The following is a 20,507-nucleotide window of genomic DNA, read 5'->3' on the forward strand; positions in this document are numbered from 1 at the left end:
ATGGGCAGTCTCCAAGTCAGGAGGCGCCATGCTGGGAAACTATGGCGCGCATGGCATGTGCCCTGAGCCTTGATCGCGCATGCAACTGGATCACGATTTGGTAAACCCTGCCCGCGCATTCCAGGGCCCCGGCGCGCTGATTACGCTTATGTAAGAACATCGCATCTTCGCAAGCGGCACATCCGCGACCGTAGCTAGTCTAATCCATGACTCGTCCTCACTATCGGATACCGAATATGCGCATGCGCCACGGCGGCGAGATGTGCCTGGCGTTTGTGCTGGCCTGTGCGCTCGTCGTGGGCGCGGTCGTCACGGCGGGCGCCGCCACGGCACTGTCGGTAGCGGTGCAGACCGTGGTGCGGGCACCTTGGCAGGATCGCATTGACGTGCTGGCGCGCGTCGAGAGCGCCGACCACACGGTGCTGGCGGCGCCGGTGACCGGGCGCGTGCAGGGACCATTCCTGCATCCGGGCGCGGCGGCGGCGGGCGCGGTGATCGCGCGCGTCGAGGTGCCGGGTTTGCTCGCGCAGATCCGCGCCGCGCAAGCCAATGCCAATCTGGCCGCGACCGACCTGCACCGGCAGCAGCATCTGGCTCGGCGTGGGCTGGTGGCACAGCAAAGTCTCGACCTGGCACGCGTGCAATTGCAGCAGGCCGACGCCGCGCTACTGGCCTTGCAGCGGCAGAACGCGCAATCCATCCTGCGTGCGCCGTTCGCGGGCACGCTGGCCTATCTGGTTAGCGCCGGCACGGTGGTGTATCGCGGCACGCCGGTGGCCACCCTGCTAGGCCGCGGTCAGCCATGGGCGCGCGCCGAATTGACCCCGCGCCAGATGCGCCGCGTGGCGGTGGGCATGGGCGTGCAGTGGCATGCCGGCGATCTGCACGGCGCGGCCACCGTGCGCTCGCTGGGACAGAGCGCGCGCACAGCCGGCATGGTGCCGGTGTATGTGGCGTTGCCGGCATCCAGCTCGTTGTTGCCGGGGCAGTGGCTGTGGTTGCAGCTCGCGCTGCCACGCGCACCGGCATGGCGTGTGCCCAATGCCGCGGTGGTGTGGCGCGGCGCGCGCAGTGAGGTGTTCGTGCTGCGCGCGGGCCATGCTTACGCTGTGCCAGTGCAGGTGCTGGCCGCGCATGGCGGCATGAGCTGGGTGCGCGGCGCGCTGGGCAGTCCGGCCACGTTGATCATCAGCGGCGCTGCGCGTCTGCAGGATGGGGTGGCGGTCGCGGTGCGTCCATGATGCGGCGTTATCTCGCGTTTCTGTGGCTCAATCGCTGGTCGGTGATCCTGTCCGCGCTGCTGCTGCTGGGCGCCGGCTGGTATGCGCTGCGCACGCTGCCGGAAAGCATCTTTCCCGACATCGATTTCCCCAAGGTCACGGTGCTGGTCAATGCCGGCAACTTGCCGGTGCGCGCGATGGAGGACGAGGTCACGCTCCCGCTGGAGGAGGCCGCCAAAGGCGAGCCCGGCGTGCGCCTGGTGCGCTCGCAGACCGGCTATGGTCTGAGCAAGCTGCATGTGTATTTCGATCAGGGCGTCAATGCGCAAACGGCGTATCTGATGCTGCAGGCACGGCTGGCGCATATCGCGCTGCCAGCGGGGGCGACAGTAGCGGTCCATCTGATGGCGCCCAATGTGTACCCCTTCGCCGAGTATGCGCTGGTGTCGAACCGGCTCGACAGCTCGGCGCTGATGCCGACTTTCGCGTTTCATGTGCGCCCCGCGCTGCTCGGCATCGACGGCGTCTACCGCGTGGTCTGGACGGGACGCGGCTGGCCCGAGGTGAAGATCGCGCTGAATGCGCGGCGCCTGGCCGAGCACGATCTCACTGCCGCGCAGGTGGTGGCGGCGCTGCAGGCCGCGCAGGGACCGTATTTCTCCGGCGTTTTGCAGGCCTACAACCAGCAGTTCGTGGTCGCCACCACGCCGCGCCCGGCCACGGCCGCCGCGCTGGAAAAACTCCTGCTGCCGCTGGGTCCGGTCGGCATCGATGGCAGCCGCATGCCGCTCGCGCTGGGCGCGCTGGGCACGGTGACCATCGCGCCGCCACCCCTGCAGCGCGACGCGGCCGTGGCCGGCTGGCGCCACGCGCTGCTGATCGACATCCAGGCGCAGGCAGGCGCCAACGAGGTCGCCGTGGCGCGCGCCGTGCAGGCGCGCATCGCGAGCTTGCGCGCGCAACTGCCGGCGGGCGTGAAACTGGTGCGCATCTATGACCTGAGCGGGCTGATCAGCGGCAGTCTGCGCGACGTGTGGATCGCGCTGGGCCTGGGCAGCGTGATCGCCTTGCTGGTGGTGCTGCTGTTCCTCGGCCGCGTGGATGGTGCACTGGCGGTGCTGACCGTGGTGCCGCTGTCGCTGGCCGCGGCGTTTCTGGCGCTGCACGCGCTGGGCTACGGGCTCAACATCATGACCCTGGGCGGATTGGCCGCGGCCATCGGCGCGCTGGTCGATCACGCCATCGTGGTGATCGAGCGTGGCCTGCACGATCTCAGCGGCGAGCGCGAGCAGCGCCGCGCGCAAGCGCTGCAGCGCATCGGCGAAATCCTGCCGATCATGAGCATGGCCACGCTGACTTCGGTGCTGGTGTTCCTGCCGTTGATTTTTCTGTCCGGAACACTCGGCCTGCTGTTCCGCTCGATGGCGGTGGCCATCGTCATCGCGCTGCTGGTGTCGCAACTGATGGCGTTGCTGGTCACGCCGGTGCTGGCGCTGTGGCTGGCTGGCCGCGCGCGCACTTATGCACCCTCGCGCCGGCAGCAACGCGCGCAGCGTCGCTACGGACGCTGGCTGATCGCCGGTACGCGCCGCGCATGGCTGGTGGTTCCGCTGATGCTGGTGCTCGCTGCAGCGGGCTGGTTCACGCTGCGTGCGCTGCCCACGGCGTTCCTGCCGCATTGGGACGAGGGCGTGATTTCGGTGCCGTATCGCACGCAGGTGGGCAGCAGCGTGGCCGAGACCGCGGCGGTCGGACGCACGCTGTTGCACGTGGCGCTGCGCAATCCCGCGGTGGCGCGCGCCTCGCTGGTGGTCGGGCGCGGTTTTTCCAATGCCTATGCCACGCCCAACAAGGGCGCGCTGGCGATCGTGCTGAAGCCGCAGCGCAGCGTCGGCACGCGCACGGTGATGCGCCAGCTCAGTGCCGCCTTTCGCCAGGCTGTGCCCAGCCTGCTGATGGAACATCCGACCCAGGTGATGGTGAATCGCCTGGGTGACCTGTCCGGCTCGCACGCACCGCTGGAGGTGTTCCTGTTCGGCTCCGACCCGGCGTTGCTGCACGCTGCCGGCGAACGTCTGGCGCAAGCGCTCAAACACAGCGGCGCTTTCAGCGAGGTGGTGTTCAAGTCGCCCTCGGCGGGGCCTGAGATCGCGCTGACGCCGCGCGCGCAGGCCAGCCTCTACGGTCTCACGCCGCTGGCGCTGAGTCAGCAGGTCGAGGCGCGGCTGTGGGGGCGTTCCGCGGGCATGTTGCTGCGTGGCGAGCAGATCCTGCCGCTGCGCGTATTCGAAGTCACGCCGGCCCCGGCGCCGGGCGCGGTCGCGGCGCTGCCACTGCGCCTGCCCGGGGGCGCCCAGGTGCCGCTGGACCAGCTCGCGCGCGTGCAACTGCATGGCGTGGTGCCCTATGTCACCCACCAGAATCTGGTGCCGTATGCCTACATGTGGCTGCAACCGCGCGCCGGTGAGGGCCTGGCGCAAGCCGCCGCGCGCGCGCGCACGGTGCTGGCATCGATGCATTTTCCGGCTTCGATCAGCAGCGTGATCGGCGGCTATTACCAGCAGCAGTCGCGCAGCTTCCGGCAGATGGCGATGATCCTGGCCGCCGCGCTGGGTGCGCTGCTGGTGCTGCTGGGGCTGCAGTTTTCCAGCCAGCGCGCCGGCATCGCGGCGATGCTGGCGATCGCGCTGGCGGCGCCCGGCGCGCTGCTGGCGTTGTGGCTGCTGCACATCGATCTGGACAGCACCGCGTTCCTGGGCATGCTGCTGGTGTTCGCCATCGCGGTGAACAACGTCATCCTGATCTTCGCGCGCGCGCGCCAGCTTTCCGGTGGCGCGCCGCGCGTGGCCATGGTGGTGCTGGCCGCGCGCCAGCGCCTGCGCCCGATCCTGATGACCATGCTGGCCGATGTGCTGGGTTTTCTGCCGCTGGCGATCGGCATCGGTCGTGGCACCGATCTGTTGCGCCCGCTGGCGGTCGCGGTGATGGGCGGCCTGCTGCTGTCGATCCTGATGTCGCTGGGTCTGGCGCCGATCCTGTTCAGTGCGCTGACGGGATGGCGTGGCCGGCACGCGGCAGCCAGCGGCGCAGCAGCGGCGCGGTGATCACGGTGCTGAGAATCGCCATCAGCACCAGCATGGTGAATACGTGGCGCGAGATCGCGCCGAGGTCGTAGCCGACGTTGATGATGATCAGCTCCATCAGCGCGCGCGTGTTCATCAGCGCACCCATCACCCCGGCCTCGGCGTGGCGCATGCCGCAGGCGCGCGCGGCCAGATAGGCGCCGCCGAACTTGCCCAGCGTCGCCAGCAGCACCAGCAGCGCGCACCAGCCCCACAGCGCGGCGCTGGACAGGCCGCCGATGTCGGTGCGCAGGCCGGTGTAGGTGAAGAAGATCGGCAGGAAAAACACCAGCACGAAGGGGTTGATCTGCGCCTTCCAGGCGCGCACGAAACGCGCCTCGTCATGCAGGATCACGCCCATGATGAAGCCGCCGAAAATCGCGAAGATGCCCAGTTGATACGTCGCCATGCCGGAGACGAACACCAGCGCCAGCACGATGCCCAGCAGGCTGGGCGGCAGGTCGTCGCCGTCCTGTTGCAGATGCCGGATCAGGCGCCGCGCCAGCGGCCGCAGGCCTAGCACCCACAGCAGGCCGAAGCCCAGCACCAGTGCCACTTTCAGCGCGAAGGCCAGCGGCGCGAAATGGCTCAGCGTGAGCGTGGTGACCAGGGCCAGCAGCAGCCAGCCGACCACGTCGTTGATCGCCGCGGCGCTGATCGCGATCACGCCCAGCGGCGTGCGCGTCAGCTCGAAGTCGATCAGGATGCGGCCGAGGATCGGCAGCGCGGTGATCGAGAACGCAGCGGCGACGAACAACGCCGAGGCCAGTCGCGGCGCCTGCGGCGATAGCTCCGGCGCGCTGATCCAGCCAAAGCCCAGGCCCAGCACGAACGGCGCCACCAGGCTGGCCACGCCCACCCACAGCACCGCGCGCCGGTGGGTCTGCTCGCGCAGATGGCCGAAGTCAAACTCCAGCCCGATCTGGAACATCAGCAGGATCAGCCCGAGCTGCGCGAGGATCTGCAGCGGCGTGCCCGAGGCCGAATGGAATACGTAGCCGAACACCTGCGGCGCCAGCAGCCCGAGCAGCGACGGCCCGAGCAGGATGCCGACGATGATCTCGCCCACAGCCGCAGTCTGCTTCACGCGCAGCGCCAGCGCCCCGCCGATGCGCCCGGCCAGCACGATCACGGCGAGCTGCAGCAGGACGAAGTACAGCAATTCCTCGGTGGCGTGGACGGACAGGGCGTGCGGGGCGGGCATGGATGGGCGTAAGCGCGGCGGTGCGTCAGCGTATCAGGCGATTCCCCAGCCTGATCACGTGCCATGCCGGCCTGCCGTACCCGGCCTGGGGCGGGGCTTTGCGCCCGCACCGAGCGCACGCATCGCTCATCCGCGCGGCAGCATGCGCAACGCCAGCCAGGCGCCGGCCAGGCACAGCGCGGCGCTGGCCATGAACGCGCCGGAGCCCGCGCCCAGCGGCCACAGGCTGGAGGTGAGCAGCGCGCCGAGCACACCGCCGAAGCCGGAGGAAAAGCTCGAGTTGATACCCTGGCCGTAGCCCATCAGGCGCCCCGGGAAGTAACGTGCCAGCAGGCGCATCGCGGCGGCGTAAAACGCAGCGAAGCTCAACGCGTGCATCAGTTGCGCCAGCACCATCACCCAGCCAAGACCGGGCAACAGCGCCATCGCCAGCCAGCGCAGCGTGCCCGCGGCCAGGCCCGCCAGCATCAGCGTGCGTGGCGCGTAGCGCAGCAGGATCGGCGCGATGGCGAAGAACGTGGCGATCTCGATGCCGACGCCCACCGCCCACAGGCCGCCGATGGCGCCGCTGCTGTAGCCGTGCTCGCGCAGGTACAGCGAATACAGCATGTGGTAGGGGCTGAAGGCCATCTGCATCAGCAGCATCAGCACGAAGAAACCCCACACTTCGCGCTGACGCAGTGCGGCGCGCACATCTTGCATCGATACCGCGGGCGCGTGGTGATGGCCGGGGCCGTAGTCGAGGCTGAAGCTGAGCACGCATACCAGCGCCATCCACGGCAGCATCAGCGCCGGCAGCCAGCGCGCATCGAGATGATCGAGCAGAAATCCGTACAGCAGCGCGATGGCGATGAAGCCGATCGAACCCCATACCCGCAGCCGCGCGTAACGCTCGCTGCGTCCGGGCATGTGCGAGAGCACGATGGACTCGAACTGTGGCCCGATGGCATTGGCGAAAAACGCGAACGCGATCAGGCTGGCGATCAGTCCGCCTTGCTGCAACGGCCACAGCATCGGCGCGAAACCCAGCAGCATCAGCAGCGTGCCCGCGCGCAGCCAGCGCACGCCGTGCGTGCCGCGTCCGGCCAGCCAGCTCCACACGCCGGGGCCAAGGATGCGCGTGGCATACCACAGGCTCAGCATCAGGCCGATGGCGCTGGCATCCATGCCGCGGCTGTGCAGAAACACGCTGAAGTAGGGCGTGTAGCCGCCGATGATGGCGAAGTAGGCGAAGTAGTACGCCGCCAGCCGCGCGTAGGGCAGCACGTGCTCGGGCGCGGCGCCGGCAGGGGCCGCGACGGCGCCGGATTCAGAACTCAAGGTCGAGCGCCGCGCACAGGTAGTCGACCAGCGGCGCCAGCGCGCGCAGGTGGGTGGTCAGCGCGTCGGGCAGGCGCGGGCTCAGCACCAGGTCATCGTCCAGCGCGCAGCCGGCGGCGAAGTTCTTCAGCTTCAGATCCTCGATCAGCGGATGGTCCGGCGCGTAGCCCTGCGGCGCGCGCCGCAGGCGCTCGCCCCAGAATTCGTAACGGCTGGCGAAGGCCTTGGCATGCACCGCGCGCCGCCAAGCCGCGGGGTTGTCGGCGATGAAACCGCGTAGCTGCTTGAGCGTTGCGGATTCCGGATGCCACACACCGGCGCCGACGAAACATGCGCCGGCCTGGATGTGCAGATAAAACGACGGCGCCGGGCGCTCGCGGTGGCGCTCGTGGAACAGGCGCGCGCCGGCCCAGGTCTTGTACGGTTGCTTGTCGCTGGCAAAACGCGTGTCGCGCTGGATGCGAAACAGCGAGCCGCCGAGCTTGCGTGGATCGGCGCGGAAGTGCGGGCTGATCCCGGCCAGCGGCGCCTGCAGCGCGGTGATCAGCGCCAGGAACGGCGCGCGCACGTCGCGCTCGTACGCGGCCTGATGCGCCTTGAACCAGGTGCGCTCGTTGTGCCGCGCCAGCGCGCGCAGGAACTTGAACGTGGCCGGGGTGAAGGTTGCGGACTCAGACATCGTCGTGCTCCGGAGCGACATCGGCGGCCAGCGCGCGGCCCCAGGCTTCAAGCTGATCGAGCAGGGCCAGATCGGCGCCGCTGCGTACGGGTTCGACACGGCGCTGCGCGATCAGGTCGAAGTAGGCGTCAAGGCCCAGCCCGCCCAGCGCGCTGCGGCCCAGCAGGCGCTGGCGGCGGAAGTCCTGCCAGGCGTGGAGTTCCGCTGCATCCAGCGTGTCCGCGTGATGCCGCGCGCGATAGCGCTGCAGCAGCGTGCGGTAGCGCGCGTCGCGGAAACGCGCGGCGTATGCGGCCAGATCCTGCACCGGTGCGCTGCGTACCGCGGCCAGCAGGGGCTTGTCGGCATCGGGCAGAAAACCGCGGTACAGCGCCAGCTCGGCATCGGTCGGCTCGGCGTGGGTTTCACGCGCATACAGCGCGCGCACGCGTTCGGCCAGACCCATGCTGGCGCGCAGCGTGACGGCGTGCACGAGGCAGGCGTCCAGGTCCAGCCCGATGCGCGCGGTGTCCACGCCCTTGAGCGTTTCCAGCGTGGCCAGTGCCGGCGCGCGATTGATGCTGACCGTTTTCAACGGCACGCGGGCGATGTCCGCGGGCAGATCGGCGCGCGCGGTGAACAGGCGCTCGGCCAGGTCGTCGACCGGCAGGTGCGCCCACTCCGCCGGATCGGGCGTGAGGTCGGCCACGATGACCTTGTTGGCCTGCAGCGGATGCACGCTGATCGGCGCGACCACGGCCAGGCAGCCGCGCGCCGCCGGATAGCGCTGCGATACGTGCAGCAGTGGCGTCATGTGCGCGCAGTCCAACAGCGCGCCGGCCTGCTGCTTGCGGCGCAGGCCGAAATACCAGTCCCACAGGCGTGGCTGCGCGGCTTTGAGCTTGCGCGCCAGACACAGCAGCGACTCCACGTCGCTGAGCGCATCGTGCGCCTGACGCGGTTCGCAGCCGTTGGCGCGCGCCAGATGCTCCAGCTTGAAGCTGGGCGCGCCGTCCTCGCGCAGCGGCCACTGCATGCCCGCGGGACGCAACGCGTAGGCCATGCGCGCCAGGTCGATCAGATCCCAGCGGCTGTTGCCGTGTTGCCACTCGCGCGCATAAGGGTCGAAAAAATTGCGGTAAAAAAGATGGCGGCTGATCTCGTCGTCGAAACGCAGCGAGTTCCAGCCCACGCCGCAGGTGCCGGGCTGCGCCAGCAGATCGTGCACGCGCGCGGCGAAGGCCGGCTCGGGCAGGCCCTCGCGCTGTGCGCGCTGCGGGGTGATGCCGGTGAGCAGGCAGGCATCCGGGTGCGGCAGCACGTCTGGTGCCGGCTGGCAGAAAAACACCTGCGGCGCCTCGATGGGTTGCAGCGCGAGATCGGTGCGCACGCCGGCGAATTGCAGCGGGCGATCACGCGCGGGATCGGCGCCGCTGGTTTCGTAGTCGTGCCAGTAGAAACTTGCCTCAGTCATCGCGCACCCGTCGCGAGGATGTCGCGCAGCCAGCGCCACAGCGCGGCATCGCCATAGGCTGCGTCCCAGGCGTTGTGGCCGAGCCCGGGCAGTTCGCGGTAGCGTGGCGTCGCGCCGGCCTCGCGCAGCGCGGCGGCCATGCGCCGCGACTGCTCGACCGGAATCACATCGTCGAGCGCGCCGTGCACCATCCACACCGGCACTTCATGCAAACCTCGCGCGGCGTCGCGCCAGGGATCCTGGCTGCCGTCCAGTGCGGCCACGCGCAATCCGGGGTCGCTGGCGCGCGCCGTGACGCCGGCGCAGACCGGAATCAGCGCGCGGAAGCGTCCGCGATGCGTCAGCGCCAGTTGCCATACGCCGTAGCCACCGCGCGACAGACCGGTCAGCGCGACGCGGGCGGGATCGCCGGCGGCGTGCGTGCACGCGTCGTCCACGGCGGCAAGCGCGTCCTCGACATGCCCATCCTGCCAACAGGCACCTGGCGGCAGTTGTGGCATCACGCTCAGCAGCGGGAAAGGCACGACGCCGCGCAGCAGGGCTGGCCCCAGTCCGACCTGCGTCTGCGCCAAATTGTCGGTGCCGCATTCGCCGGAGCCATGCAGAAACAGCAGGACGGGTCGCGCAAGGCTGGTGCCGGACGGCGCGTGCAGGCGGTAGCGCACGCGGTGACCGTCGCGCATGAATTCGCGCGCGCTGAAGGGGTCTGTCGCGATGCTTGCGTGGGAGCTCATGCGCTGTCCGTGGGATGGCGTGCATTATCCACCGGATGTCCGCGCGCGCTTTGCTAGACTTCGATCTTTCTCGCAGGACGACAGCCGCCGTGCACGAGGACAATCTGATCTGGATCGATCTGGAGATGACCGGGCTGGATACCGGCACCGACCGCATCATCGAGGTCGCTAGCGTGGTCACCGACGCCGAGTTGCGCGTGCTGGCCGAAGGCCCGGTGCTGGCCATTCACCACCCGGAAGCGCGCCTGCTGGCGATGGACGACTGGAACCGCAACCAGCATCGCAAGTCCGGGTTGTGGCAGCGCGTGCTCGACAGCCGTGACGATGCCGCCGCGGCCGAAGCCGCCACGCTCGAATTTCTCGCGGCGTGGGCGCCGCCCGGCAAGTCGCCGATGTGCGGCAACTCCATCTGTCAGGATCGGCGCTTCATGGCGCGCGAAATGCCCGCGCTGGAGCGCTTTTTCCACTACCGCAATCTGGACGTGTCCACGCTCAAGGAGCTGGCGCGGCGCTGGGCGCCGGAGCTGCTGAAAGGCTTCAGCAAGGACTCGACGCATACCGCGCTCAGCGACATCCACGATTCGATCCGCGAGCTGCGTCATTACCGCAGCGCGATGGGCGCCTTCGCCGCGCGCTCCGTCCACCAGGGAACCAGCCCATGAGCCTGCTGCAGGTACCGGTGTCCTACGGCGAATTGCTGGACAAGCTCACCATTCTCGAGATCAAGTCCGAGCGCATGAGTGATGCCGCCAAGCTGGCCAATGTGCGCGACGAACTGCAACTGCTCGAGCACACCTGGCAGGCGCATCCCGCCGCACGCACCGACATCGCCGCCGAGCGCGCCGCGCTCAAGCAGGTCAACGCGGCGTTGTGGGACATCGAGGACCATATCCGCCTCAAGGAAAAGGCGCAGGCCTTCGACGCCGAGTTCATCGCGTTGGCGCGCGCCGTGTATGTGCGCAACGACGAGCGCGCCGCGATCAAGCGCGCGATCAACCTCAAGCTGGGTTCGCGCCTGGTTGAAGAGAAGTCCTATCAGGATTACCGCTAGGCGTCCGAGCGCATCCGCTGGCGTCCGCTTTTACAACCTAAGACATTGAAAATGCGTGTTCACGTACACGCACGGCTGAACACGGACATTCTCGGACACTCGCGAAATGGGTAGCTAGATGGGTAGCCTGAGGGCTGGCTACTCATTCGCAAGCGCGTCATGTCCAAGCGCCAAACCAAAGTTTTGAACGATGCCACCCTGCGCCGTCTGGTGGCCGCTGGTGCGCCTGTCTCGCTATCCGATGGCGCAGGGCTGACGTTCACTCTGTCCACTGCTGGCGCTGCCGCGTGGACGCTGCGCTATCGATTCGGCGGACGTCGCCGCGAACTCACGCTGGCCGCTATCCCGACTTGTCGCTGGCGGATGCACGCAGGGCCGCAGCCAAGGCGCGCGTTCGTGTGGACGCAGGCGAGGACGTGGCCGTAGAAAAACAGCGCCGCAAGGTGGCCGATGCCTGCGCATGGACGGTGCGCGATCTGTTGCGCGATCACGAAACCCGTGTCGCGCCTGGACTTGCCGCCAGCACGGCATTCGGCATGCTCAACTACATGCGCACGGACTTGCTGCCGGCGCTGGGTTCGCGCGTAGCCAGAGACGTGACGCCGGATGATGCGCAAGCCCTGATCGAGCGCGCCGCCGAGCGCAGCTACTGGGCGGCTGCGAACGCGCGCAAGGCGGGCATCGCGCTATTCAGTCACGCCCGCGCGCGTCGCATCGTGGTGGCGAATCCGTTCCGCGCTGTGAACATGTCCAGCATTTCCGCGCAGCCTGCCAAACGTCAGCGCGTCGCTCTGAATCCCGCGCAGTTGCGCATGTTCCTGCTGGGCCTGTCGGCACTCGCACCTGTCGATGCGGCGCTGGCCGAACTGCTGCTGCGCACCGGCGAGCGGATCGGCGAAGCCTTGGGCGCGACATGGCAGGAAATCGACACACAAGCAGGCGAATGGCGCATCCCGCGCGAGCGCATCAAAACCCGCAAGCGCATGACCGCTCCGGCGTTCGTGATTCGCCTGCACCGGTCCACGGCTGCGCTATTCGAGCGCCTGCGCCCGCTGGCCTGCGGCTCGCCCCTGGTATTCCCGGCGCTGGCTGGTGCGCAGGATCGCAACATGGATCACGAACGCGCGCTGGATCGGCTCAAGGCTTACGCCGCCACGCTGCCGAACTTCCCGAGCATCGTCTTTCACGATCTGCGCAGCACGGTGCGCAGCGGCATGCGCGCGCTGGGCACTCCCGCCGAAGTCTGCGAACGCGCCTTGAATCACCGGCTCCCCGGCATTGTGGGCGTGTATGACGTGGTGCAGCCCGAGCGCGTGGCGGCGGCATTCGTGCAGTGGAGCAATTACCTGGACGGGCTGCGCAAGGGTGCCGACGTGGTGCCGATCCGGCGCAAGTCTGACTAGTCAAGTGTTGCTTGACAGTTGTCCGGCAGCACCGGACAATGCCCCATGATCCGCAGCTTCCGGCACAAGGGACTGGCTGACCTGTTCCGGAGCGGCAACGCCGCGAAGGTGAAGCCGGACTTGCGAAGCCGCATCCTGCGGAGATTGGACGCGCTGCACGCCGCGGGCGAACTAGCGGAGCTGAACGTGCCGGGCTTCGATTTTCACCCGCTCAAGGGACACAAGCCGACACGCTACAGCCTGCACGTGAATGGACCGTGGTGCATCACCTTTGAATGGGCCAGCGGCGATGCGTTGCACGTGGACTTGGAGCAATACCACTAGAGCCGACCATGACCGAATACACCGCCAAGCGAAACCGTCCCCCGATCCATCCGGGCGCGATCCTGCGCGATGACGTATTGCCTGCCCTTGGGCTGAGCGTGGCCGAGAGCGCACGCCGTCTGCGCGTATCGCGGCAAACCCTGCATGACCTGCTGGCCGAGCGCAAGGGCTTCACGCCGGAAATGGCCTTGCGCGTGGGCGCGTTCGCAGGCAATGGCGCCACGCTCTGGCTGCGCATGCAACAGGAATACGACCTGTGGCACGCCGAACGTGAACTGGCCGATGAGCTGCGCGCGATCGAGAAGGCTGCCGCATGACCGATTCGCCACGGCAAGGGTCACTCCCGAACTCCGGCCACCTTCACCGGCTGCCGTGGCGTCCATTAAAGAGCTGGGGGAGACCGCGATGCGCCGAAGTGATGTCATAAATCACGCCTATGCGGAACGTCTTGAGGAAGAGCTAGTCAAGGCCAAAGGGATGACTCTTAACGCACTTGAGAAGGCCTATGCAGAGAAGGCCGCGTTGCTGTCTGACCTTGCCCCCGAACTTCGTATCCCATAACCGTATGAGGGTCAGGCCTGTTTTGCCTGCTGGATTTGCCAGTGTTGCTCGAACTGCATCGGGCTGACGTAGTTCAAAGTGGAGTGTAGTCGGGACTGGTTGTACCAGAGCAGCCAGGCGATCGTTTCATCCTCGGCGTGGCGCCGGGTCACGAAGCGCTGCCCATGCAGCCGCTCCACCTTCAGTGAACCGAACAGCGTTTCGCTGCAGGCATTGTCCCAGCAGTTGCCGCGGCGGCTCATCGAGGCTGCAGCACGGTTGCTTCAGCACGCGCCAGCCACCGATTTGCGGTCGCATGACCTTGAATGGTTCGAGTGCAGGGTGGGTTCAACGTCGAGACGCTGTCCGCGCCGAGTGCAGCGGGTTTGGTCTATCGCATTTGCGCCGCGCAGTCTCAGCAGCGCAGCAAGCCGTGGCGGCGCGCCTGATCCAGCGCCTCCAGGCGCTCGATCACGTCGTCGATATGGATCAGGTCCATCACGCCGGGGCGTTCGATCTTGGTGCCCCAGGGCAGATCCTCGACCGCGCGGCCCATGAACTTGTGTGCGGCGGCGGCGTAACGATCCACGCACCAGCGCCGATCACTGTACGGGCCGGAGCGTGCCGGATTGCTGGCCGCGTGCAGGCCGATGACCGGCGTGCCCACCGCGTTGGCCATGTGCATGGGGCCGGCGTCGGGGCTCAGTACGGCGGCGGCGCGCCGATACAACGCCAGCGCGCGCTTGAGCGTGTCGCGACCGATCAGATCGACCGGCGTGCTGTGCATGTGCGCGCGGATGGCGTCGCCAAGCTGGCGTTCGGATTTGCTCGGCCCGCCGGTCAGCGCCACGCGCCAGCCCAGCGCCTGTTGCGCGTGATCGGCGACGGCGGCGTAACCGGCGGCGGACCAGTTGCGCACGCTGTGGCTGGAGACGGCGTTGATCAACAGCCAGGGCGCATCGTCGGGGAGTTGATCGGCGGCCCAGGCCGCGGCCTCGACCGGGATCGGCAGGTCCCAGTGCACCGTGGTTTGCTTCAGGCCCAGCGGCTCGCAGAAACTGCCGATGGCATCGAGCACATGTTCGCCCGTGCGCGCGGGGATGCGCTCGTTGATGGTCAGTCCATGCAGATCCTTGGCGCGCGCATGGTCGTAGCCGACGCGTCGCCGCGCGTGCACGCCGAGGCTGAGGACATTGGCGCGCAGCGCCACCTGCATGTGCAGCAATACGTCGAAACGGCGGCCTTCCAGCGCCAGACGCACGTTGCGCATGCCGTCCAGGCCCATGCTCTTGTCGAACACCACGAACTCGACATCGGGCACATCACCCACCAGCTTGTGTTCGAGCTTGCCCACGATCCAGGTCAGGCGCGCCAGTGGAAACCCGGCGCGCAGCGTGTGGATCAGCGGTAGCACGTGGGTGACATCGCCCAGCGCCGAGGTGCGCAGGAGGCAGATCGAGGCGGGCGGGGGTGCGGTGGGCATCGGGCTTTGACTAGACTCGCGCTCAGGCCGCAGCCCTTGCAGGATGAAAGTGGAGACGACACCCCGGCAGGCACACACGCGCACCGAGGCGAACAGTTCGATTGTGTTCGACCCCGCAGCGGTTCCACAAGTCGATGCGCGCTGGTTCGAGCCGGCATGGTGGCAGGCGCAGGGTCTTTTGCGCGAGCGCCACGGCGGCCGTGGCAGCGTGGGTTTCATTGATAGCCCGGCAGGCGCGCTGGTGCTGCGGCATTTCCGTCGCGGTGGTCTGCTGGCGCGTCTGCGCGGCGACCGTTACCTGTGGCTGGGCGCGGCGCGCTCGCGCGGATTCCGCGAGTTCGCCTTGTTGCAGTGGATGCGCGCGCAGGGTTTGCCGGTGCCGCAGCCGCTGGCAGCGCGTTGCGTGCGTGCCGGCTGGTTCAGCGCGCGCGCTGATCTGCTCAGCGCCGAGCTGCCCGCGGCGCAGACGCTGGCCGAGCGCCTGCGTGCCGGCGCGCTACGCGCCGGCGATTGCGCCGCGGTGGGTGCGCTGCTGGCGCGGTTTCATCGGGCCGGCGTGGATCATGCCGACTTGAACGCGCACAACATTCTCTGGTCTGGCGCGAATCTGTACCTGATCGATTTCGATCGCGGTCGCGCGCGCCGGCCGGCGCGGCGCTGGCAGCGGTCCAACCTTGCGCGTCTGCAGCGATCCATGCGCAAAGTGGCGCCCGATTCCATGGTCGACGACACGCGCTTGATGCGCGAATGCTGGCAGTCACTGCTGCATGCCTATGCCGCGGCGCTGCGGGATGGCAATGGGATGCAGGCATCATGAGCTGGGCGTTGCACGCGTTGGGCACCGGCGCGGCGCAAGCGCACGCGCTGGGCAGCTCGGCGGCGGTGATCGAGCGTGACGCCGCGCCGCTGCTGTTGATCGATTGCGGGCCGGACACCCTGGTGCGCTACCTCTATGCCTATGGCGCGCCACCACCGGCGGTGTATCTGACGCACCTGCATATGGACCATGTCGGTGGGCTGGAAGGCCTGTTCTACCGGTTGTGGTTCGACGCGCATTGGCGCGGCCGCACGCAACTGTTTCTGCACGCCGCGCTGGTGCCGCTGCTGCAGGCACGGCTGGCCGACTATCCGCGCCTGCTGGCCGAGGGCGGCGCGCAATTCTGGGACGCGTTTCGCGTGGTGCCGTGCAGCCGCGGCTTCTGGTTGCACGGTCTGTGGTTCGATGTGTTCGCCACGCGCCACCATCGTCCGCTGAGTGCGTTTGGCGTGGCGTTGCGCGGCAGTTGCGTATGGACCGGCGATACGCGGCCGATCCCCGAGATGCTGGCCGAGTATGCCGCGCAGGGCGAGCGCGTATTCCACGATTGCGGGTTGCTCGGCAATCCCTCGCACACCGGGCTGGATGATCTGGCGCGCGAATACCCAGCCGAATTGCGCGCGCGGCTCGTGCTGTATCACCAGGCCAGCGCCGAAGATGCGGCGGCAGTGCGCGCGGCGGGCTACGCGGTGCTGGACCCTGGCCAGCGCGTGGCGCTGCCTGCGCCCGAGCCGCTGCGCGACGCGGCGGGCTGAGCAGCGTTCAATCCGCGCCGCCGCCGGCGAAATCGCGGAAGAAATGCGCGTACAGAACCAGATACGCGCCCTGGAAGATCGCCGCCAGCACGAACGGCGCGGTGAGCATGCCGGCGTGCAGCAGCAGACCGGCGACCAGCGGACCAATGGCGCGCGGGATCTGGATCGAGACATTCTGCAGGCTGGAGGCAAGGCCGCGGCGATGATCGCGCGTCAAGCCGGCGACCAGTGCCTGGCGCACGCCGGCGGTGCCCTGATTCATGCCCGCGCGCAGGGCGTAAAATCCCGCCGCAAGCATGAACCACGGCGAGAACGGAATCGCCAGCAGCAGCAGCAGGCCGGCCAGACGCATCCACACCACGGAGCGGATCAAGCCGTGCTGCCGCGCCAGCTTTCCAGCCAGCACTGAGCCCAACGCGCCCAGCGCGAAGCTGGCGGCGATGGCTGGACCGATGCTGCCCGGCCCGTGCGCGAATTTCAGCAGAAACCAGTACGCGATCAACGGACCGATCATGCCGATGCCCAGTCCGTTGAGACTGTTGACCAGCACCAGTTTGAGCAGGCGCTGGTTCTCGGCGCGTTGCTCGCTGCGCTCGGCGTGTTCCGCGCGCGAGCCGGCGATGGCTGCGGTGTGCTGTGCGCGCTCCGGCTCGCGTGCGCCGAACAGCAGCACCAGGCTGACCAGCGAGCCCAGCAGCGACAGTCCGAACAGCCAGCGATAAGGCGCGGCGCCCGCGTGCGGGGCGAACCAGCCGATGGCTCCGGCGGCGAGCGCGCCCAGCGCCATGCCGCTGAAGCCCAGCGCGGTATTCCAGCTGTACACACGTCCGCGCTGTGCGGCCGGCAACAGCAGCGCCAGCCACGCCTGTTCGATGGGGCCAAACGGGCCGGCGCTGCCATTGGCGCCGCGACCAAAGCCGCCCACCACCGCCGCCAGTACCAGCCACGCCGGATGCGTGCTGAAAATCGCCAGCAGCGCCGCGCCGACCTGCAGCACTTCGTACAGCAGCAGAAAACGCCTGCGTCCACCGGTGCGATCACTCAGCGGCCCGACCGCCATGGTCAATACCGCGCCGATCAGCAACGCCGCCGACAAGGTCGCACCGATGCCCGCAGCGTGCCAGCCGAGTGCGTGCAGGTACAGCGCGAACGCGGCCACCAGCGCACCCTGGCCCACGCTGCGCGCGGCGCGAATCGCCATCAGTCGGATCACGCCGGCGGGCAGGACGATCGGCGCTTCAATCGCGGGGTCGTGGATGGTGGGGTTGGGCATCCGGGCAATAGAACACAGTGCGCGCTGCGGGTTCCGTGCGCGCCTGCAAACGTGCAGCGCCGAGTCAGCCCGCGGTCGGCGCCGGTGCTGGGCAGGCGGCGAGGGTGGCGGCCCCTGCCAGCCACACTCCGGCACCCGCATCATCCACTACCGTTGCTCCCTTCCGGGCCTGGCGGAGTTTGCGGACTAGCGTCGCGGAGGGACCGACAGGGGCCACCGTGAACTGGATCCGTCGCTGGTGATTCGGTGTTCGTGGCTGCAAACCAGCTGCGACGCGGAACAAAAGCCTCAAACATCGAACTTGGCGGAGAGGGAGGGATTCGAACCCTCGATACGGCTTTTGACCGTATACACACTTTCCAGGCGTGCTCCTTCAACCGCTCGGACACCTCTCCGGGTTTGTGCTTGCCTTCGCGCATGTCGATCAGCCGCGACGGCAAGCACGCAAGCATAGCGAGTGCACGGGGGTACGTTCAAGCCTGTCATGCTGCGCCATCGCTGACTTGGGACTTGCGGCAACGCTTGGCACAATAGGCGCTTGCTTCTGGATGCGCCTCATGTCCTATCAAGTGCTGGCACGAAAATGGCGGCCGCGCCGCTTCAGCGAGCTGGTCGGCCAGGAGCACGTGGTGCGCGCGCTCAGTCACGCGCTGGCGAGCGGGCGCATGCATCATGCGTACCTGTTCACCGGCACGCGCGGCGTGGGCAAGACCACCATCGCGCGCATCCTGGCCAAATCGCTCAACTGCGAGCGCGGCACCAGTGCCGAGCCCTGTGGTGAATGCGCGGTGTGCCAGGCGGTGGACGCCGGGCGCTTTGTCGATCTGCTGGAAATCGACGCCGCCTCCAACACCGGCGTGGACGACGTGCGCGAGGTGATCGAGAACGCGCAATACGCCCCCACGCGCGGCCGCTACAAGGTGTACCTCATCGATGAGGTACACATGCTGTCCAGAAACGCCTTCAACGCGTTGCTGAAAACACTGGAGGAACCGCCGCCGCACGCCATGTTCCTGCTCGCCACCACCGATCCGCAGAAACTGCCGATCACGGTGCTGTCGCGCTGCCTCAAGTTCAACCTCAAACGCTTGCTGCCGCAGCAGATCCAGGACCAGATGCAGCACATCCTCGGCGCCGAGGGCATCGCCTGCGAAGTCGACGCGCTGGCGCTGCTGGCACGCGTGGCCGATGGTTCGCTGCGTGATGCGCTGTCGCTGCTCGATCAGGCCATCGCCTACGGCGGCGGCGCGGTGCGCGCGGCGGATGTGCGCGCCATGCTGGGCAGCCTCGACAGCGCCGAAGTGCTCGGTCTGGCGCAGGCGCTGGCGGCGGGCGACGGCAAGGCACTGCTGGCCGAGGCGCAACGCATCGTTGCCTTCGCGCCGGATTTCGGCAAGGTGCTGGATGACCTCGCCGCGCTGTGGCATCGCGTGCAGTTGCGCCAGCTGGTGCCGGATTACCGTGACGCCAACGAGGCCGACGTCGCGGTGCTGGATGACCTCGCCGCGCGTCTGGGTGCCGAGGAAGTGCAGCTCGATTACCAGCTCGCGCTCAGTGGTCGCCGCGATCTGCCGCTGGCCCCGGATGAAGTCACCGGCTTCGAGATGGCGCTATTGCGCATGCTGGCGTTCCGGCCCCAGCGCGACGACGCGGGCGCGCGCGCCACGGCGGCGCACGCGGCGAGCGCCGCCGCGTCATCCAGCACCGCGCCGCCCGCCGCGCGGCCGGCAACGGCCGCAGTGCACATCATCGCGGATGCGCCCGCCGCACCCGCGCCGCCCGCCGCCGCGCGTGCCAACGTGGCGCACGCCGCCACGGCCTTGCCTGACTGGTCCGAGCTGATCGAGCGCGCCGAATTGCGCGGTCCGTTGGGCGAGATGGCGCGCCGCGCCGCGTTGCAGTCGCGCGATGGACACACGCTGGTGCTGGCCATGGCGCATCACGATCTGGTGCTCGCCAGCCCCGCGATGCTGGCGCAGCTCGAAACCAGGCTCGAAGCCGTGCTTGGCGAGCGTCCGCGGCTGCGCTGCGTCGGCGTCGAGCAGCCCGACTCGCCGGCTGCGCGGGCCGCCGCGCAGCAAGGCAGCGCGCAAAGCGCCGCGCTCGGCGCGCTGCAGGCCGATCCGGTGATCGTTGAATTGCAGCAGACCTTTGGTGCGCGTCTGTTGCCCGAGAGCATCAAACCCGTGGAGCAGACCCGATGATGAAAGCCCAGATCGCGCAACTGATGCAGCAGGCGCAGCGTATGCAGGAGGAAATGCAGCGCGCGCAGGAGGAACTGGCCAGGCTCGAAGTCACCGGCAGCGCGGGTGGCGGCTTGGTCAACGTGGTCATGAGCGGGCGCCACGAGACGCGCCGCGTCAACATCGATCGCAAGCTGCTGGCCGACGATCCGGAGATGGCCGAGGACCTGATCGCCGCGGCGATCAACGACGCCATCAACAAGGTCGCCGAGCTCAGCCAGCAGCGTCTGGGCGGTCTGACGCAGGGCCTGAACTTGCCGCCCGGCATGAAGCTGCCGTTTTGAGCACCGCCTCGCCCGTGCTGGATGAACTGCTCGACGCCCTGCGCTGTCTGCCGGGCGTCGGCGCGCGCAGCGCGCAGCGCATGGCCTACCACTTGCTAGAACGCGATCGCCAGGGTGGCGGGCGCCTCGCCACCGCGTTGCAGGCCGCCATGCAGCGCATCGGCAATTGCGTGGAATGCCGCAGCTTCAGCGAGAGCGAGCGCTGTGCGTTGTGTGCCGGCAGCACGCGCGAGCGCAGTCAGTTGTGCGTGGTCGAGACACCGGCCGATCTGGCCGCGATCGAGCATGCCACCGGTTATCGCGGCCTGTACTTCGTGCTGCTCGGGCGTCTTTCTCCGCTGGATGGTCTCGGGCCCGAGGAACTGGGCCTGCCGCTGCTGCAGCGGCGCCTGGCGCAGGGCGAGGTGCGAGAACTCATCCTCGCCACCAATCCCACCGTCGAGGGCGAGGCCACCGCGCACTATCTGGCCGAGCTGGCGCAGACCGCAGGTGTGCGCGTCAGCCGACTCGCGCACGGCGTGCCGCTGGGCGGCGAGCTGGAATACATCGATCGCGGTACGCTGGCCCATGCTTTCGGCAGCCGTCTTCCCCTGAATTGAGTC

19 protein-coding genes, 1 tRNA gene, 1 other RNA gene and 1 pseudogene are annotated in these 20,507 nt (G+C 68.3%); 12 read left to right on the plus strand and 10 right to left on the minus strand.

All coding sequences use genetic code 11. The annotated features are described in order from the left end of the window. The first annotated feature begins 236 nt into the window (after positions 1-236). On the plus strand, positions 237-1,241 hold the full coding sequence (locus Mschef_RS08580) for an efflux RND transporter periplasmic adaptor subunit (RefSeq protein ID WP_168708908.1): 1,005 nt from the start codon (positions 237-239) through the stop codon (positions 1,239-1,241). Continuing rightward, on the plus strand, positions 1,238-4,324 hold the full coding sequence (locus tag Mschef_RS08585; RefSeq protein ID WP_197686766.1) for an efflux RND transporter permease subunit: 3,087 nt from the start codon (positions 1,238-1,240) through the stop codon (positions 4,322-4,324). Before Mschef_RS08580 ends, Mschef_RS08585 begins: the two co-directional genes overlap by 4 nt. Here the strand turns inward: Mschef_RS08585 and Mschef_RS08590 are convergent. The 5 genes from Mschef_RS08590 to Mschef_RS08610 form a co-directional block, all read right to left on the minus strand. Then, positions 4,260-5,546, minus strand: a complete 1,287-nt coding sequence (locus Mschef_RS08590) for a cation:proton antiporter (protein ID WP_081127506.1) — start codon at positions 5,544-5,546, stop codon at positions 4,260-4,262. The two genes, Mschef_RS08585 and Mschef_RS08590, sit on opposite strands and share 65 nt — an antisense overlap. A 126-nt stretch (positions 5,547-5,672) precedes the next feature. After that, positions 5,673-6,866 carry an MFS transporter gene (locus Mschef_RS08595; protein ID WP_081127509.1) on the minus strand — a complete coding sequence of 398 codons (1,194 nt, stop codon included), beginning with the start codon at positions 6,864-6,866 and terminating at the stop codon, positions 5,673-5,675. Continuing rightward, positions 6,856-7,545 carry a DUF2461 domain-containing protein gene (locus Mschef_RS08600; protein WP_081127512.1) on the minus strand — a complete coding sequence of 230 codons (690 nt, stop codon included), beginning with the start codon at positions 7,543-7,545 and terminating at the stop codon, positions 6,856-6,858. Before Mschef_RS08600 ends, Mschef_RS08595 begins: the two co-directional genes overlap by 11 nt. Then, positions 7,538-8,998 (minus strand): exodeoxyribonuclease I, encoded by a 1,461-nt coding sequence (gene sbcB / locus Mschef_RS08605; protein ID WP_081127515.1) that lies wholly within the window; start codon positions 8,996-8,998, stop codon positions 7,538-7,540. Before sbcB ends, Mschef_RS08600 begins: the two co-directional genes overlap by 8 nt. Continuing rightward, positions 8,995-9,732, minus strand: a complete 738-nt coding sequence (locus tag Mschef_RS08610) for a carboxylesterase family protein (protein WP_081127518.1) — start codon at positions 9,730-9,732, stop codon at positions 8,995-8,997. Before Mschef_RS08610 ends, sbcB begins: the two co-directional genes overlap by 4 nt. A 35-nt stretch (positions 9,733-9,767) precedes the next feature. On the opposite strand from Mschef_RS08610, the gene orn reads away from it, so the two are divergent. From orn to Mschef_RS08635, 5 genes are all read left to right on the plus strand, one after another. Further along, the gene (orn, locus tag Mschef_RS08615) at positions 9,768-10,394 is read left to right on the plus strand and encodes an oligoribonuclease (RefSeq protein ID WP_081127521.1); all 627 of its coding nucleotides are present in this window, start codon (positions 9,768-9,770) and stop codon (positions 10,392-10,394) included. Beyond that, the gene (locus Mschef_RS08620) at positions 10,391-10,783 is read left to right on the plus strand and encodes a DUF6165 family protein (protein WP_081127524.1); all 393 of its coding nucleotides are present in this window, start codon (positions 10,391-10,393) and stop codon (positions 10,781-10,783) included. The genes orn and Mschef_RS08620 overlap by 4 nt, the downstream gene beginning before the upstream one ends. A gap of 236 nt (positions 10,784-11,019) precedes the next feature. Continuing rightward, complete coding sequence (locus tag Mschef_RS08625; protein WP_277921487.1) at positions 11,020-12,186, plus strand: tyrosine-type recombinase/integrase; 1,167 nt, start codon at positions 11,020-11,022, stop codon at positions 12,184-12,186. A gap of 45 nt (positions 12,187-12,231) precedes the next feature. Continuing rightward, complete coding sequence (locus Mschef_RS08630; RefSeq protein WP_081127530.1) at positions 12,232-12,510, plus strand: type II toxin-antitoxin system RelE/ParE family toxin; 279 nt, start codon at positions 12,232-12,234, stop codon at positions 12,508-12,510. An 8-nt stretch (positions 12,511-12,518) separates the two neighbouring features. Beyond that, the gene (locus tag Mschef_RS08635; protein ID WP_081127533.1) at positions 12,519-12,827 is read left to right on the plus strand and encodes a HigA family addiction module antitoxin; all 309 of its coding nucleotides are present in this window, start codon (positions 12,519-12,521) and stop codon (positions 12,825-12,827) included. A gap of 255 nt (positions 12,828-13,082) precedes the next feature. On the opposite strand, the pseudogene Mschef_RS08645 reads toward Mschef_RS08635, so the two are convergent. Next, positions 13,083-13,319: pseudogene (locus Mschef_RS08645) on the minus strand (integrase core domain-containing protein); the annotation flags it as partial. 146 nt (positions 13,320-13,465) lie between these two features. Further along, a complete protein-coding gene (locus Mschef_RS08650; RefSeq protein WP_081127539.1) occupies positions 13,466-14,533 on the minus strand; it encodes a glycosyltransferase family 9 protein in 1,068 nt (355 codons plus the stop codon). Positions 14,534-14,576: 43 nt separating this feature from the next. On the opposite strand from Mschef_RS08650, the gene Mschef_RS08655 reads away from it, so the two are divergent. Continuing rightward, complete coding sequence (locus Mschef_RS08655; RefSeq protein ID WP_081127542.1) at positions 14,577-15,350, plus strand: 3-deoxy-D-manno-octulosonic acid kinase; 774 nt, start codon at positions 14,577-14,579, stop codon at positions 15,348-15,350. Continuing rightward, positions 15,347-16,105 (plus strand): MBL fold metallo-hydrolase, encoded by a 759-nt coding sequence (locus tag Mschef_RS08660; RefSeq protein WP_081127545.1) that lies wholly within the window; start codon positions 15,347-15,349, stop codon positions 16,103-16,105. The genes Mschef_RS08655 and Mschef_RS08660 overlap by 4 nt, the downstream gene beginning before the upstream one ends. A 7-nt stretch (positions 16,106-16,112) precedes the next feature. Here Mschef_RS08660 and Mschef_RS08665 read toward each other — a convergent pair whose 3' ends face one another. The 3 genes from Mschef_RS08665 to Mschef_RS08675 all read right to left on the minus strand — a co-directional run bounded on the left by Mschef_RS08665 (position 16,113) and on the right by Mschef_RS08675 (position 17,773). After that, positions 16,113-17,378 (minus strand): MFS transporter, encoded by a 1,266-nt coding sequence (locus tag Mschef_RS08665; protein WP_081127548.1) that lies wholly within the window; start codon positions 17,376-17,378, stop codon positions 16,113-16,115. A 112-nt stretch (positions 17,379-17,490) separates the two neighbouring features. Beyond that, positions 17,491-17,587: signal recognition particle sRNA small type (ffs, locus tag Mschef_RS08670), an RNA gene on the minus strand. Positions 17,588-17,680: 93 nt separating this feature from the next. Beyond that, positions 17,681-17,773 (minus strand) — tRNA-Ser (locus Mschef_RS08675). Positions 17,774-17,935: 162 nt separating this feature from the next. On the opposite strand from Mschef_RS08675, the gene dnaX reads away from it, so the two are divergent. Genes dnaX through recR form a run of 3 tightly spaced genes read left to right on the plus strand, consistent with a single transcriptional unit; the run spans position 17,936 to position 20,504 of the window. After that, positions 17,936-19,582, plus strand: a complete 1,647-nt coding sequence (gene dnaX / locus Mschef_RS08680) for a DNA polymerase III subunit gamma/tau (protein ID WP_081129933.1) — start codon at positions 17,936-17,938, stop codon at positions 19,580-19,582. Continuing rightward, the gene (locus tag Mschef_RS08685) at positions 19,582-19,905 is read left to right on the plus strand and encodes a YbaB/EbfC family nucleoid-associated protein (protein ID WP_081127551.1); all 324 of its coding nucleotides are present in this window, start codon (positions 19,582-19,584) and stop codon (positions 19,903-19,905) included. Before dnaX ends, Mschef_RS08685 begins: the two co-directional genes overlap by 1 nt. Then, complete coding sequence (gene recR, locus Mschef_RS08690; protein WP_081127554.1) at positions 19,902-20,504, plus strand: recombination mediator RecR; 603 nt, start codon at positions 19,902-19,904, stop codon at positions 20,502-20,504. Before Mschef_RS08685 ends, recR begins: the two co-directional genes overlap by 4 nt. Positions 20,505-20,507: the final 3 nt, after the last annotated feature.

This window comes from Metallibacterium scheffleri (genome assembly GCF_002077135.1).
Lineage (GTDB): Bacteria > Pseudomonadota > Gammaproteobacteria > Xanthomonadales > Rhodanobacteraceae > Metallibacterium > Metallibacterium scheffleri.

Excerpts from the sequence above, each read along its gene's own strand:
- Mschef_RS08580 (WP_168708908.1), top strand. The coding sequence starts at position 237 with ATGCGCATGCGCCACGGCGGCGAGATGTGCCTGGCGTTTGTGCTGGCC.
- Mschef_RS08585 (WP_197686766.1), top strand. The coding sequence starts at position 1,238 with ATGATGCGGCGTTATCTCGCGTTTCTGTGGCTCAATCGCTGGTCGGTG.
- Mschef_RS08590 (WP_081127506.1), bottom strand. The coding sequence starts at position 5,546 with ATGCCCGCCCCGCACGCCCTGTCCGTCCACGCCACCGAGGAATTGCTG.
- Mschef_RS08600 (WP_081127512.1), bottom strand. The coding sequence starts at position 7,545 with ATGTCTGAGTCCGCAACCTTCACCCCGGCCACGTTCAAGTTCCTGCGC.
- sbcB (WP_081127515.1), bottom strand. The coding sequence starts at position 8,998 with ATGACTGAGGCAAGTTTCTACTGGCACGACTACGAAACCAGCGGCGCC.
- Mschef_RS08610 (WP_081127518.1), bottom strand. The coding sequence starts at position 9,732 with ATGAGCTCCCACGCAAGCATCGCGACAGACCCCTTCAGCGCGCGCGAA.
- orn (WP_081127521.1), top strand. The coding sequence starts at position 9,768 with ATGTCCGCGCGCGCTTTGCTAGACTTCGATCTTTCTCGCAGGACGACA.
- Mschef_RS08620 (WP_081127524.1), top strand. The coding sequence starts at position 10,391 with ATGAGCCTGCTGCAGGTACCGGTGTCCTACGGCGAATTGCTGGACAAG.
- Mschef_RS08630 (WP_081127530.1), top strand. The coding sequence starts at position 12,232 with ATGATCCGCAGCTTCCGGCACAAGGGACTGGCTGACCTGTTCCGGAGC.
- Mschef_RS08635 (WP_081127533.1), top strand. The coding sequence starts at position 12,519 with ATGACCGAATACACCGCCAAGCGAAACCGTCCCCCGATCCATCCGGGC.
- Mschef_RS08650 (WP_081127539.1), bottom strand. The coding sequence starts at position 14,533 with ATGCCCACCGCACCCCCGCCCGCCTCGATCTGCCTCCTGCGCACCTCG.
- Mschef_RS08655 (WP_081127542.1), top strand. The coding sequence starts at position 14,577 with ATGAAAGTGGAGACGACACCCCGGCAGGCACACACGCGCACCGAGGCG.
- Mschef_RS08660 (WP_081127545.1), top strand. The coding sequence starts at position 15,347 with ATGAGCTGGGCGTTGCACGCGTTGGGCACCGGCGCGGCGCAAGCGCAC.
- Mschef_RS08665 (WP_081127548.1), bottom strand. The coding sequence starts at position 17,378 with ATGCCCAACCCCACCATCCACGACCCCGCGATTGAAGCGCCGATCGTC.
- dnaX (WP_081129933.1), top strand. The coding sequence starts at position 17,936 with ATGTCCTATCAAGTGCTGGCACGAAAATGGCGGCCGCGCCGCTTCAGC.
- Mschef_RS08685 (WP_081127551.1), top strand. The coding sequence starts at position 19,582 with ATGAAAGCCCAGATCGCGCAACTGATGCAGCAGGCGCAGCGTATGCAG.